Raw genomic sequence first — 13,994 nt, 5'->3', positions numbered from 1 at the left:
GGCGCTGGCCACGGCCGCCGCCACCGCGCACGCCGCCGTCGACGGCGACCCGGCCGACCCCGGCACGGTCGACGCCGGCACCCTGACCGCCGGCGCCCACCGCGCGCTCCAGGGCGTGCGCGACCACGACCCTGAGGTGGCCCAGCTCGCCGACCGCCTCGGCGAGGTCGGCATCCTGCTCGCCGACGTCGCCCAGGACCTCGCCGGCTACGCGGACGGGCTCGACGCCGACCCGCTGCGGCTGGCCGCCGTCGAGGAGCGGCGGGCCATCCTCGCCCACCTGGTCCGCAAGTACGCCAACCCGGCCGAGGCCGAGGACGGCTGCGCGGCCGTGCTGGCCTGGGCCGAGCGCGGCGCCGCCCGGCTGGCCGAGCTGGACGGCGACGACGACCGGATCGGCGAGCTCACCGCCGAGCGCGACGCCCTGCACACCCGGATCACCGCACAGGCCGGCGCGCTCACCGAGGCCAGGACCGAGACCGCCGCCCGGTTCGCCGCCGCCGTCTCCGAGGAGCTCACCCAGCTCGCCATGCCCCACGCCAGGATCGAGGTGGCGGTCAGGCAGCAGGACGCGGCCGCCGGCGACGACGCCGTCGAGCTCGACGGCCGGACGGTGGCCATCGGCCCGCAGGGCACGGACGAGGTCGAGCTGCTGCTCGCCCCGCACCCCGGCGCCCCGGCCAGGCCGATCGCCAAGGGCGCCTCGGGCGGCGAGCTGTCCCGGGTGATGCTCGCCGTCGAGGTGGTGTTCGCCGACGCCGCGCCGGTGCCGACGTATCTCTTCGACGAGGTCGACGCGGGCGTCGGCGGCAAGGCGGCCGTGGAGATCGGCCGGCGGCTCGCCAAGCTCGCGGACTCCGCCCAGGTGGTGGTCGTCACCCACCTGCCCCAGGTCGCGGCCTTCGCCGACCGGCACCTCGTGGTCGAGAAGACCAGCGACGGCTCGGTGACGCGCAGCGGCGTCCGCTCCGTGCACGGCGAGGGCCGGGTGCGGGAGCTGTCCCGGATGCTGGCCGGCCAGGAGGACTCCCAACTGGCCAGGGCCCACGCAGAGGAGCTGCTGGCCACCGCCGCCCGGCTCGGGCGGCGGGCGCGGACGGAGGCCCCCTCCACCTAGCACCCTCCACCTGGACGCGGCTCTCACCCGAGCGGGTGGTGGCCGCTACCGTGAAGCGGCACGCGCCTGGCATTCTGGACGCCATTCCACTCCCAGCGAACGAGAGGTTGCCGTGAGCGATGGGCTGAGGCCGCCCGGGCCTTGGCGACGCCCCGAGCCGGCCCTGCCGGACGTCGCTGTCACGGCCCGGTCGACAAGGCGCCCGCGCCCTCGTACCGCGGCGAACGAGGCGGCGAACGAGGCGGCGCCGTGAGTACGCCGGGCGGGCGGGGGCCGCTGCACGTGGTGCAGGTGCTCGGCGGCGGCAGCGCCGGCACCGGCGCCCATGTGCTGTCCCTCTCGGCCGGCCTGGTGGCGCGCGGCGTCCGCGTCACCGTGTGCGCCCCGCCGTCCGCGCAGCGGCGCTACGACTTCACCAGGACCGGCGCCCGCTTCGTGCCCGTGCCGATGCGCACCCGCGTCGAGGCCGCCGTGCTGCTCAGGGCCGCCTGCGCGGACGCCCAGCTGGTGCACGCGCACGGCATGAAGGCCGGGCTGCTCGCCACCCTGGCGCTGCGCCGCCGCGCCACGCCGCTGGTCGTGACCTGGCACACCCGCTCCACCGCGCCCGGGTTCCGCGCCCAGCTGCGGGCCGTCACCGAGCACGTGGTGGCGCGCGCCGCCACCGTCGTGCTGGGCGCCACCTCCGACCTGGTGGACCGGGCCCGCCGCCGCGGGGCGCGCGACGCACGGCTCGCGCCGGTCGCGCTGCCCGCGCAACGCACGAGAAGCGAGAGCGCCGGCGCACGGGAGCGGAACCCGGCCAAGGTCCGCGCCGAGCTGGGCGCCATGGGCCGGCCACTGCTGGTCACCGCCACCCGCCTGGAGCGGGAGCACAGCCTCGACGTGCTGCTCACCGCGACCCGCGCCTGGCGGTCGCTCCAGCCTCCGCCGCTGCTCGCCGTCGCCGGGGCCGGGCCGGACCGCGCCCTGCTCCAGCGCCGCGTGGACCGCGAGCGGCTGCCGGTGCTGCTGCTCGGCCGCGACGACGACGTCGCCCGGCTGCTGCCCGTCGCGGACGCCGCGCTGCTGGTCGTCGAGTGGGCCGGCCGCGCCCCGCTGGCCCAGGAGGCGCTGCGCCACGGCGTGCCGCTGGTGGCCACCGCGGTGGGCGGCGTCCCGGAACTCGTCGGGGACGCGGCGGTGCTGGTGCCCTACGGCGACCCGGCGGCGCTCGGCTCGGCCGTCCGCGCCCTGCTGGCCGACCCGGAGCGGCGCGAGACCCTGGCCGCCGCCGGCCGGGCCAGGGCCGGCAGCTGGCCGACCGAGGACACCACCGTGGCCCAGGTGCTGAGCGTCTACGACGAGCTGGCCGAGACCGTGACGCTCCGCTGGGAAGTGCCGCGGCGGGCTGCCGTTCGTCCGCGGCGCCGTCGTGGCTGATCGCGCCCACAGGGCGGAGTCACAAAAGGACACTGCCTCGCGCCCCCTCAGGGCGCGTCGATCCGAAACGGACGGCGCCCGGATGGCTCAGGCGGTCAGGAGGAGTCGCGCACCACGAGCCTGGCCGGGGTGATCACCGGGGCCAGCGGGGCCTGGGGGCCGTCGGTCAGGCCGAGCCGACCGAGCAGCAGCTCGGCCATCAGCTCGCCCATGTGCCGGACGTCCTGCCGGACGGTGGTCAGCGGCGGGTCCGACCAGGCGGCCGGCCCCAGGTCGTCGTAGCCGACCACCGCGACGTCCGCCGGCACCCGCAGCCCGTGCGCCCGCAGGGTCCGCAGCGCGCCGGACGCCATCAGGTCGTTGCCGGCGAAGACTGCGTCAGGCCGGGGCGACCCGGCGAGCAGCTCGGCCATCGCCCGCTCCCCGCCGGTCGCCGTGAAGTCGCCGGTGGCCAGCAGCGCCGGGTCGGGCTCGGTCAGCCCGAGCGCGTCCAGGTAGCCGTCGAGTCGGTCGGCGGCCGAGGTCTGGTCGAGCGGCCCGGTGATGACGGCGATCCGCCGCCGGCCCCTGGCCAGCAGGTGCCCCACGGCCTGCCGGGCGCCGTCCCGGTTGTCCGTGTCGACGTAGAGCGGCCCAGGCTCGCCCGCATCGCCCGACCAGCCCGGGCGGCCGCCGAAGACGGTCGGCAGCCCGGCGGCGGCCGCCATCGCCGGCAGCGGGTCCTCGGCGTGCAGCGAGAGCATCAGCGCCCCGTCGACGTGCCCGCCGGCCAGATAGCGGTCGATGCGGTCGTAGTCGTCCCGGCCCTCCAGCAGCATCAGCAGCAGCTGGGTGTCGTGCGCGGCCAGCCGGTGGCCGATGCCGCGCAGCTGCTGGGCGAAGAACGGGTCGGCGAAGACCCGGGTGTCAGGCTCGGCGATCACCACCGCGACCGCGCCGGTGCGCCGGGTGACCAGGCTCCTGGCCGCGCTGTTGGGCACGTAGCCGAGCGCCGCCACCGAGCGCCGCACCCGCTCCCGCAGCTCGGCGCGCACCCCGGGCGTCCCGTTGACCACCCGGGACACCGTGGCGCGCGACACCCCGGCGTGCGCGGCCACCGCCTCCAGGGTGGGAGGGACCCGTCCCCGCTGCGGCACCGCACGACTCCTCTCCGCCGCGGCCCGGTTTGGCCGGCCGGCTGTCGCGGCGGCGTCAGCCGCCGTACGTGCTGTACGCGCCGGAGGCGGTGAGGCGGAGCGCCGTGTCGATCAGCGGCACGTGGCTGAATGCCTGGGGGAAGTTGCCGACCTGCCGCATCCGCCGCGGGTCCCACTCCTCCGCGAGCAGCCCGACGTCGTTGCGGAGCGCCAGCAGCTTCTCGAACAGCTTGCGGGCCTCCTCCACCCGGCCGATCATCGCCAGGTCGTCGGCCAGCCAGAACGACACGGCGAGGAACGCGCCCTCGTCGCCCTCCAGGCCGTCCACGCCCGCCTCGTCGCCGGCGGTCGGGTAGCGGAGGATGAAGCCGTCCAGCGTGGACAGCTCGCGCTGGATGGCCTCGATGGTGCCGATGACCCGCTTGTCGTCGGGCGGCAGGAAGCCCATCTGCGGGATCAGCAGCAGCGAGGCGTCCAGCTCCTTGGAGCCGTAGGACTGGGTGAAGGTGTTGCGCTCCTTGTCGTAACCCTTCTCGCACACGTCCCGGTGGATCTCGTCCCGCAGGTCACGCCACCGCTCCAGCGGGCCGTCCACCTCGCCCGACTCGATCAGCTTGACGGTGCGGTCCACGGCCACCCAGGCCATCACCTTGGAGTGGGTGAAGTGCCGGCGCGGGCCGCGCACCTCCCAGATGCCCTCGTCTGGCTCGTCCCAGTGGTCCTCCAGGTACTTGATCAGCTTCAGCTGGAGCACGTTGGCGTGGTCGTTGCGGGCCAGGCCCGTCATGTGCGCCAGGTGCAGCGCCTCGGTGACCTCGCCGTACACGTCGAGCTGGAGCTGACCCGCGGCGCCGTTGCCGATCCGGACCGGCTGCGAGTTCTCGTAGCCCGGCAGCCAGCTCAGCTCCGCCTCCGACAGCTCACGCTCGCCGGTGATGCTGTACATGATCTGCAGGTTCTCCGGGTCCCCGGCGACCGCGCGCAGCAGCCACTCGCGCCACGCCCTGGCCTCCTCGTGGTAGCCGGTGCGCAGCAGCGAGGAGAGTGTGATGGCCGCGTCCCGCAGCCACGTGAAGCGGTAGTCCCAGTTGCGGGAGCCGCCGAGGTCCTCGGGCAGCGAGGTGGTGGGGGCCGCCACGATGCCGCCGGTGGGCTCGTAGGTGAGCGCCTTCAGGGTGATCAGCGACCTGACCACCGCCTCCCGGTAGGGGCCGTGGTAGGTGCACTGGGCGACCCAGTCGCGCCAGTACTGCTCGGTGGCGGCCAGCGCCTCCTCGGGCTGCGGCACCGGCGGCGGCTGCTTGTGGGAGGGCTGCCAGCTGATCGTGAACGCCATCCGGTCGCCGGGCGCCACGGTGAAGTCCGAGTAGGTGGTGAGGTTCTTGCCGTAGGTGGCGGCCGTGGTGTCCAGCCACACGGAGTCGGGCCCCGCGACGGCGACGGTCCGGTCGTCCACCTTGTGCACCCACGGCACGACCGCGCCGTAGGAGAACCGCATCCGGAGGGTGGAACGCATCGGCACCCGGCCGCTGACGCCCTCCACGATGCGCACCAGCTGCGGCGGGTCCTCGCCGCGCGGCGGCATGAAGTCGATCACCCGGACCGTGCCGCGCGGGGTGTCCCACTCGGACTCGAGGACCAGCGAGTCCCCCCGGTAGCGGCGGCGGCTCGCCGGCGGCGGCGGGGCGTCCTTGCCGTGCGTGGGCCCCAGCCGCCAGAAACCGTGCTCCTCGGTGCCGAGGAGTCCGGCGAAGACGGCATGGGAGTCGAAACGGGGCAGACAGAGCCAGTCCGCCGATCCGTCCCGGCAGATGAGCGCGGCGGTCTGCATGTCCCCGATGAGTGCGTAATCCTCGATGCGCCCGGCCACTAGCGTCTCCAGTCGAACGTGCTCCGCCCCCCGTGGGACGTGCGGCTTTTCGTCGCCCATTCAAGCGTCCGAGCAGAATACGACGTGCCCAGGGGGTCCCGTTGACGCTTGGCGGATGTCGAGAAATTCGCCGTAGGGCCTTGTTCGGGTTGGAGGGGAAATGTCGAGATTTCCCGCGAGGCGCACGCGGACGCCGCTCAGGGTTTCCCCCACTGATACCCTGGTAGCCCGTGGAGCGGAGGGGCAGCGAAACCCCCGAACCCGATCGACGGCCCCCCGGATCGACCCGGCGGCCCGTCCACGCATCCGACGTCGCGACCCACGGGAGCCCCCCTTTGGCCATGCCGCCCAGCAGCACGATGACCAAGCACATCTTCGTCACCGGCGGGGTCGCCTCCTCGCTCGGCAAGGGGCTCACCGCGTCCAGCCTCGGTGCCCTCCTCAAGGCCCGGGGGCTCCGGGTCACCATGCAGAAGCTCGACCCCTACCTCAACGTCGACCCCGGCACCATGAACCCGTTCCAGCACGGCGAGGTGTTCGTCACCAACGACGGCGCCGAGACCGACCTGGACATCGGCCACTACGAGCGCTTCCTCGACGTCGACCTCGACGGCTCCGCCAACGTCACCACCGGGCAGATCTACTCCACCGTGATCGCCAAGGAGCGGCGCGGCGAGTACCTGGGCGACACGGTGCAGGTCATCCCGCACATCACCAACGAGATCAAGCACCGGATCCGCCGGATGGCCACCGACGACGTCGACGTCGTGATCACCGAGGTCGGCGGCACCGTCGGCGACATCGAGTCGCTGCCGTTCCTCGAGGCCGTCCGCCAGGTGCGGCACGAGGTCGGCCGGGACAACGTCTTCGTGGTGCACATCTCGCTGCTGCCCTACATCGGCCCCTCGGGCGAGCTCAAGACCAAGCCGACCCAGCACTCCGTCGCCGCCCTGCGCAACATCGGCATCCAGCCCGACGCCATCGTGCTGCGTGCCGACCGCGACGTGCCCACCGCCATCAAGCGCAAGATCTCCCTGATGTGCGACGTCGACGAGGCCGCCGTGGTGGCCTGCGTCGACGCCAAGTCCATCTACGACATCCCCAAGGTGCTGCACGACGAGGGCCTGGACGCCTACGTGGTGCGCCGCCTCGACCTGCCCTTCAGGGACGTCAACTGGACCCAGTGGGACGACCTGCTGCGCCGCGTCCACCACCCCGCGCACGACGTCACCGTCGCCCTCGTCGGCAAGTACATCGACCTGCCGGACGCCTACCTCTCGGTCACCGAGGCCCTGCGCGCCGGCGGCTTCGCCAACAACGCGCGGGTCCGCGTCAAGTGGGTCACCTCCGACGACTGCCGCACCCCGGGCGGCGCGGCCGAGCAGCTCGGTGACGTCGACGCGATCTGCGTGCCGGGCGGCTTCGGCGACCGTGGCGTGGAGGGCAAGATCGCCGCCATCACCTACGCCAGGGAGCACCGGGTGCCGCTGCTCGGCCTCTGTCTCGGCCTGCAGTGCATCGTGATCGAGGCCGCTCGCAACCTGGCGGGCATCGAGGGCGCCGGCTCCACCGAGTTCGACCAGGGCTGCGCGCACCCCGTGGTCTCCACCATGGAGGAGCAGCTTGACATCGTCGCCGGCGAGGGCGACATGGGCGGCACCATGCGGCTCGGCCTCTACCCGGCGCGGCTCGCCGAGGGCTCCATCGTCCGGGAGGTCTACGGCGGCGAGGCGTACGTCGAGGAGCGCCACCGGCACCGCTACGAGGTGAACAACGCCTACCGCAGCGAGCTGGAGAAGAAGGCCGGGCTGCTCTTCTCCGGCACCTCCCCCGACAACAAGCTCGTCGAGTACGTGGAGTACCCGCGCGAGGTCCACCCCTACCTGGTGGCCACCCAGGCCCACCCGGAACTCCGCTCCCGGCCGACCAGGCCGCACCCGCTGTTCGCCGGCCTGATCAGGGCCGCCGTGCGCGGTTCCGTGAGCACGCCCGCCGACCCGGCCGAGCTCACCGCCGGCGCGGGCGAGCTGGCCGCGCCGCACGGTGGGGGACACTGACCGCCATGACAGATCAGCCGCAGCCGCAGGATTTCCTGGCCGACACGCCGGCCCATTGGTCGGTCACCGCCACGAGCACCCCGTTCACCGGCAACAAGACGGGCGTCAGGACCGACGAGGTCGTCATGCCCGACGGCTCGACCGCCAGCCGCGACTACCAGGTGCACCCGGGCTCGGTCGCGGTCCTCGCGGTGGACGAGCGGGACCGGGTCACCGTGATCGAGCAGTACCGGCACCCCGTCCGCCACAAGCTGTGGGAGATCCCGGCCGGGCTCCTCGACGTGCCGGGCGAGAACCCGCTGCACGCCGCCCAGCGCGAGCTGTACGAGGAGGCGCACGTCAAGGCGGAGGACTGGCGGGTCCTGATCGACCTGTACACCTCGCCCGGCGGCTCGGACGAGGCGGTCAGGATCTTCCTGGCCAGGGAGCTCTCGGTGGCCCAGGGCGAGCGGTTCGCGGTCTCCGAGGAGGAGGCCGACATGCGCCACGCCCAGGTGCCGATCGACGAGTTGACGCGGGGCGTGTTCGCCGGCCGGCTGCACAACACCTGCCTGGCCGTCGGGGTGCTCGCCCTGCAGGCCGCCCGCGCCGGGGAAGGCGTCGAGGCGCTCCGCCCGGCCGACGCCCCCTGGCCGGCGCGCCCGTTCGCCTTCTGACCAGGGCCGGACGGGGGCGCCGTACGGGCTGAAGACGTGTCAGGCCCCGGCTCGCCGGGGCGTGGCATACGCTCGCCCCGTGACGGACGTGACGGAACAGAAGGTCACCGAACCGCCCTGGTCAGCGGAGTTCCTCGGCCGCGGCCGCGAGCTCGCGGCGCTGCGCTCCGACATCGAGAGAGCCGGCCTCGACACCCTCGCCGGCCGCCCGGCGCCGCGCTCGCGGGTGCTGCTGGTGGCCGGCCGTCCCGGCACCGGGCGGACCGCGCTCGCCGAGCGGTTCGCCGCCGAACTCCTGGCCACCGGCGACTACCCCGACGGCCTGCTGCGGGCCCGGCTCACCGACCCCGGCGGCCGCCGGGTCCCGGTCGCGCGGGCGGCCCGCGAACTCCTCGACGCGCTCCACGTCCCGGCCCCGCCAGGCGCCGACGACGAGGAGGCGTCGGCCGTGCTGCGGGAGGCGCTCACCGGGCGCCGCACCGTCCTGCTGCTTGACGACGTCGGCGACGCCGAGCCGCTGATCGACCTGGTCCCCGACGACCGGTCCTGCCTGGTGATCGCCGTGGCCCGCGGCCCGCTCGTCGGCGTGCCGGACGTCCGGCCCTGCACCATCGGCGGCCTCGACCGGCGCAGCGCCGTCCTGCTGCTCACCAGGGGCGCCGGCGACGTCCGCGTCACCGTCGACCCCAGCGCCGCCGACCGGCTCGCCGAGCGCTGCGGCGACCTGCCGGCCGCCCTGCTGCTGGCCGCCGGCTGGCTGGCCGCCCACCCCGACACCCCGGTGGCCGAGGTCGTCCGCCGGATCCACGAGACCGCCGCCCCGGTCGCGCCGCCCGAACCCGCGCCACCCAGGGACGAGGCGGCCGCGGCGCCGGAGGACGACGAGGAGGACGCCCCGGCCGAGCCGCCGCGCGCCGGCCGCACCGCGGCCCCCGACTCCGCCGACGTGCCGCTCGGCCGGGCCTTCGCCCTGGTCCACGCCGCCCTGCCGGCGCCCTCCGCCCGGATGCTGCGGCTCCTCGCCCTCGCCCCCGCCGGCCTGGTGGACGCCCACCTCGCCGCCGCGCTGGTCGGCTGCCCGGTCCCCGCCGCCCGTGCCACCCTCGCCGAGCTCACCGCCTTCGGCCTGCTGCGCCCGGCCGGTCCCGCCGGCCCAGGCGGCCTCCCCGACCAGTACCGGGTGCCGGGCTGCCTGGAGGGCCGGATCGCCGGACTGCTCGCCGCCCTGGAGCGCCCCGGCGAGGCCGTGCTGGCCAGGGCCAGGATGCTGGAGCGGGTCGTCACCCGGCTGCGCGCCTGCCAGGCCGCCACCGAGCCGCCTGAAGGCGAGGAGCGCGAGTGGCTGGCCGCGCTGCCGGCGGCGCTCCGCTTCGACAGCCGCGCGGCCGCCGCCGGCTGGCTCGGCACCCGCCGCCCCGCGCTGCTCGCCGCCGCCAGGACGGCCGCCACCGACGGCGGGCTCGACACCCTGGCCAGGCGGCTGCTCGCCACCCTGAGCCGGGTGCTGATCGCCCACCTGCCGCCCGACCAGGCCAGGGCAGAGCTCTACGGGCTGCAGGAGCTCGCCCTGCTGGTCGCCGAGCGGCAGCGGCTGACCAGGGAGCGCACCGCCGCGCTGCTCAGCCTCGGCGACCTGGACGCCGACGCCGGCCGGCCGCACGCCGCGCTCGACCGCTACCGGGCCGCCCTCGAGGCCGCCAGGAGCGACCGCGGGCCGCGTCCCGAGGGCGCCGACGCGGACGACGTCAGGCGGGCCCTGGAGTCCGTCGCCGACACCTACGCCGAGCTGGGGGAGTGGCAGCGGGCCGCCGACTGGTACGGCCGGGCCCTGCCGATGAGCCAGGCGCGCGGCGACCTGGCCGGCGTGGGCCGGCTGCACGGCCGGGTCGGCGTCGCCCTCGCCCGCACCGGGCAGTGGGGCGAGGCGCTGCGGGCCTGGAAGGCCGCGGCCGCCGCCCACCGCAGGCACGGCGACGTGCCGGCCCAGGCCAGGGCGCTCGCCGAGGTCGCCCGAGCCCAGGAACGCGTCGGGCGCCCCGAGGAGGCGCTGCGCACCGGCTCGGACGCCCTGCGGCTCGCGGAGCGGGGCGCGGACCTCAGGCTCAGGGCGGAACTGCGGCTGCGGCTCGCCGACTGCGCGGAAGGGCTCGGCCGCGCCGACGAGGCCGCCGCCCGCCGGGCCGCCGCCGAGCGGCTGACGGCCGAGGCGGCGGCGGCCGGTGAGCGGCCCGCCGCCACCGCTCCAACCTTTGGAACGCAGACACCTTCGGCCAATGATTGACTGATTGCAAGGCTCGACAAGCTGGATTCCTTACTTACACTGGTTGAGACAGCTGTCCGTCGCGTGCAAGGACCGTGATCGACGTGAAGGTCGGCATTCCCACCGAGGTCAAGAACAACGAGTACCGAGTGGCCATCACCCCGGCCGGCGTCCACGAGCTGGTGGCCGGCGGGCATCAGGTCCACGTCCAACGTGGCGCGGGCCTCGGCTCCGCCATCCCCGACGAGGAGTTCGTCGCCGCCGGCGCCACCGTGCTGGCCGAGGCCGACGAGGTCTGGGCCGGCGCCGACCTGCTCCTGAAGGTCAAGGAGCCGGTCGCCGAGGAGTACCACAGGCTCCGCAAGGACCAGGTCCTCTTCACCTACCTGCACCTCGCGGCCTCCCGCGAGTGCACCGACGCGCTGCTGGCGTCGGGCACCACCGCCATCGCCTACGAGACGGTGGAGTCCGCGGCGCCGAACGGCCGCGCGCTGCCGCTGCTCGCCCCCATGTCCGAGGTCGCCGGCCGGATCGCCCCCCAGGTCGGCGCCTACCACCTGATGCGCCCGGCCGGCGGCCGCGGCGTGCTGCCGGGCGGCGTCCCCGGCACCCCGCCGGGCAGCGCGGTGGTGATCGGCGCCGGCGTCTCCGGCTGGCAGGCCACCCAGATCGCCGTCGGCATGGGTTTCCACGTCACCCTGCTCGACCGGGACATCGCCAAACTCCGCGAAGCCGACCGGGTGTTCGGCACCCGGGTGCGGACCGTCGCGGCCAACGCCTACGAGGTGGAGCGGGCCGTGCTCGCCGCCGACCTGGTGATCGGCGCGGTTCTGGTGCCCGGCGCGCGGGCCCCTCGGCTGGTGACCGGCGAGCTGGTCTCGCGAATGAGACCGGGAAGTGTCCTTGTCGACATCGCGATCGACCAGGGCGGCTGCTTCGAGGACTCGCGCCCCACCACCCACGCCGAACCGACGTTCCGGGTGCACGACTCGATCTTCTACTGCGTCGCCAACATGCCGGGCGCGGTGCCGGCCACCTCGACCGCCGCGCTGACCAACGCCACCCTGCCCTACGTCGTCGAGCTGGCACATCGCGGCTGGCGCGACGCCTTGCGGCGCGATCCGGCGCTGGTCCCCGGGCTCAACATCCATGACGGGCACGTCATCTCGGCCCCCGTCGCCGAGGCGCACGGCCTGTCGCACACCGAACCCCGGGCCGTGCTCGGCTGATTGCCGGGCTCGTCGACCCGCGCCGCGCGCGGGCGTCCGGTCAACTCCCGCCGTCAACATCGGGAATGTCACACGCCGCGGCGCGCCGAGTCCGCCCGGCCGCCGTCCGTCGCCCGCCGTGACGACGTTCGCCGAACGGTCAACTCGGGTGCTAGATAGCGCTTTAACCGATTCGTACCGGGGGGATACGCCCCTCTGGCGAGGCTTGTGCCCTTGACAAGAGAATGTTCGACGGCCGACACATCCGTGCCGGTCCGGCGGATTGTGTTGCTGTGAACCGCCGACACGCCATAGAGTCGCCAATCGTCGGCATGGTGCAACGCTGACTCTGTCTAGAAGTTTCCTGGTCCCCAAGGAGGTAAGACGACTTGTGAATGAGTCGACAATTACTCCCCGGGGAGGACAACCAGGGGTCCCGGAGCGTCACCAGAGCACCGCGGGCCTGACGGGCATGGGCTCCGTCGCTGTCCATACCTACGCAACCCACCAGAGCCAACCGAGCATGACAGCGCATCAGAGCACTGAAGCAAACGCGACGGGCGGCGAGGCCGACCGTTTCCCCGACTACGACGATCTCCCGGACGGGCAGTTCTACGACCCGGACGCGGAGTACGAGCCCGACCCCGAGTACGCGGCCACCATCGCCCCGGACGCGGCCAGGCAGCGGCGCGAGCGGATCGGTCCCACCGGCCGCCCGTTGCCGTACTTCCCGATCCCCGGACCGCTCGTGGAGCGCGGCCCGGCTCAGATCATCGCGATGTGCAACCAGAAGGGCGGGGTCGGCAAGACCACCTCGACCATCAACCTGGGCGCCGCGCTCGCGGAGTACGGCCGCCGGGTCCTGCTGGTCGACTTCGACCCGCAGGGCGCCCTCTCGGTCGGCCTCGGCGTGAACCCGATGGAGCTCGACCTCACCATCTACAACCTGTTGATGGAGCGGGGCATGGCCCCCGACGAGGTGCTGCTCAAGACCGCGGTCGCCGGCATGGACCTGCTGCCGAGCAACATCGACCTGTCCGCCGCCGAGGTGCAACTGGTCAGCGAGGTGGCCCGCGAGTCCACGCTCCAGCGGGCGCTGCAACCGATGCTGAACGACTACGACTTCGTCATCATCGACTGCCAGCCCTCGCTCGGCCTGCTCACCGTGAACGCGCTCACCGCGGCGCACAAGGTGATCGTGCCGCTGGAGTGCGAGTTCTTCGCGCTGCGCGGGGTGGCCCTGCTGACCGAGACCATCGAGAAGGTCCAGGAGCGGCTCAACCCGAACCTGCACCTGGACGGCATCCTGGCCACCATGTACGACTCGCGCACGGTGCACAGCCGGGAGGTCCTGGCCCGGGTGGTCGAGGCGTTCGACGACAACGTCTACCACACGGTCATCGGGCGCACGGTCCGCTTCCCGGAGACCACGGTCGCCGGCGAACCGATCACCACCTACGCGTCCAACTCCGTTGGCGCGGCCGCGTACCGTCAGCTCGCAAGGGAGGTGCTCGCCCGGTGCCACGCCGAGTGAGCCTGCCGGCGGCCGACGAACTGTTCCGCAGTACCGGCGGGGCCGCCGTGCAGCCCTCGACGCCCCCGAACGCTCCCGAGCGGGCGGGGAGCACCAAGGAGGACCCGGTACCCCGGGTGCCGGCCCCGGCCGGCGAACAACGACCGGCCGAGGCGGGCCCCGGCGACGAGCCGGGCGCCGCGCCGCCCGGCTCGGCCGACGACCGTGGCCGGCGGCTGCCGCGTGACGCGCGTGAGGCGCGTGACGCCAGGCCGGCGGGTGAGCGGACGCTGCCGGCCCAGCAGGGGCGGGAGCGGGACGGCCGCGAGGGACGTGACAACCGCGACGGCCGCGATGCGGCCAAGGGGAGCCGCCCGGCGCCCGCGGCCGCGGCCCGGCGCGGCCGGGCCGCCCGGCGCCCGAGCGGGCGGGAACGGCACGACGAGAAGATCACGGTCTACGTGTCAGCCGAGGAGCTGATGGACCTCGAACACGCCCGCCTCGTGCTGCGCGGCGAGCACGGCCTCGCCGTGGACCGCGGGCGGATCGTCCGGGAGGCGGTCGCGGTCGTCCTGGCCGACCTGGAGTCCCGCGGCGAGGCCAGCATCCTGGTCCGCCGCCTCCGCGGCCGCTGACGCCGTTCGGAACGACGCGCGTGCGGCTTCGCTGCCGCTCGGCCGTTGCCGGGGGCCGCGGGGGTAGTGTGCCCCGCGATGACCCCTCCTCCGCACCGACCACGCCGCCCGCTGGGCCAG

General features: G+C 74.5%; 10 protein-coding genes. 8 read left to right on the top strand and 2 right to left on the bottom strand.

What is annotated here, in order from left to right:
• Window positions 1-1,117, top strand: a 1,117-nt coding sequence (locus ACYVPE_RS29455; RefSeq protein WP_461036784.1) for a DNA repair protein RecN, incomplete at its 5' end; no start/stop codon positions are given.
• 249 nt (window positions 1,118-1,366) lie between these two features.
• Window positions 1,367-2,539, top strand: a complete 1,173-nt coding sequence (locus ACYVPE_RS29450; RefSeq protein ID WP_461036783.1) for a glycosyltransferase family 4 protein — start codon at window positions 1,367-1,369, stop codon at window positions 2,537-2,539.
• Between the two features lie 95 nt (window positions 2,540-2,634).
• On the opposite strand, the gene ACYVPE_RS29445 is transcribed toward ACYVPE_RS29450, so the two are convergent.
• Both ACYVPE_RS29445 and ACYVPE_RS29440 read right to left on the bottom strand, forming a co-directional pair.
• Window positions 2,635-3,675: a LacI family DNA-binding transcriptional regulator gene (locus ACYVPE_RS29445; protein ID WP_461036782.1), complete on the bottom strand. Its 1,041-nt coding sequence runs from the start codon at window positions 3,673-3,675 to the stop codon at window positions 2,635-2,637.
• A 55-nt stretch (window positions 3,676-3,730) separates the two neighbouring features.
• Entirely contained in the window at window positions 3,731-5,605 is a 1,875-nt protein-coding gene (locus ACYVPE_RS29440; RefSeq protein ID WP_461036781.1) for a glycoside hydrolase family 15 protein, read from the bottom strand.
• A 281-nt stretch (window positions 5,606-5,886) separates the two neighbouring features.
• Between ACYVPE_RS29440 and ACYVPE_RS29435 the strand changes: the two genes are divergently transcribed.
• The 6 genes from ACYVPE_RS29435 (at window position 5,887) to ACYVPE_RS29410 (ending at window position 13,874) form a co-directional block, all read left to right on the top strand.
• Complete coding sequence (locus tag ACYVPE_RS29435; RefSeq protein WP_461036780.1) at window positions 5,887-7,602, top strand: CTP synthase; 1,716 nt, start codon at window positions 5,887-5,889, stop codon at window positions 7,600-7,602.
• Between the two features lie 5 nt (window positions 7,603-7,607).
• Window positions 7,608-8,258, top strand: coding sequence for an NUDIX domain-containing protein (locus ACYVPE_RS29430; protein ID WP_461036779.1), 651 nt, complete (start codon window positions 7,608-7,610; stop codon window positions 8,256-8,258).
• A gap of 79 nt (window positions 8,259-8,337) precedes the next feature.
• Entirely contained in the window at window positions 8,338-10,539 is a 2,202-nt protein-coding gene (locus ACYVPE_RS29425; RefSeq protein WP_461036778.1) for a tetratricopeptide repeat protein, read from the top strand.
• Window positions 10,540-10,622: 83 nt separating this feature from the next.
• Entirely contained in the window at window positions 10,623-11,747 is a 1,125-nt protein-coding gene (ald, locus tag ACYVPE_RS29420) for an alanine dehydrogenase (protein WP_461036787.1), read from the top strand.
• Window positions 11,748-12,249: 502 nt separating this feature from the next.
• Window positions 12,250-13,260: a ParA family protein gene (locus tag ACYVPE_RS29415; protein WP_461036777.1), complete on the top strand. Its 1,011-nt coding sequence runs from the start codon at window positions 12,250-12,252 to the stop codon at window positions 13,258-13,260.
• Window positions 13,245-13,874, top strand: coding sequence for a hypothetical protein (locus ACYVPE_RS29410; protein ID WP_461036776.1), 630 nt, complete (start codon window positions 13,245-13,247; stop codon window positions 13,872-13,874). Before ACYVPE_RS29415 ends, ACYVPE_RS29410 begins: the two co-directional genes overlap by 16 nt.
• Window positions 13,875-13,994: the final 120 nt, after the last annotated feature.

The organism is Streptomyces mayteni, from assembly GCF_054783955.1.
The sequence above is the reverse complement of the archived record's forward strand: the minus strand, read 5'-3'. Positions and strand labels throughout refer to the sequence as shown.

Bases quoted from the DNA above. Each gene is read 5' to 3' on its own strand.
- ACYVPE_RS29430 (WP_461036779.1), top strand. From the start codon at position 7,608: ATGACAGATCAGCCGCAGCCGCAGGATTTCCTGGCCGACACGCCGGCC.
- ACYVPE_RS29435 (WP_461036780.1), top strand. From the start codon at position 5,887: ATGCCGCCCAGCAGCACGATGACCAAGCACATCTTCGTCACCGGCGGG.
- ACYVPE_RS29415 (WP_461036777.1), top strand. From the start codon at position 12,250: ATGACAGCGCATCAGAGCACTGAAGCAAACGCGACGGGCGGCGAGGCC.
- ACYVPE_RS29440 (WP_461036781.1), bottom strand. From the start codon at position 5,605: ATGGGCGACGAAAAGCCGCACGTCCCACGGGGGGCGGAGCACGTTCGA.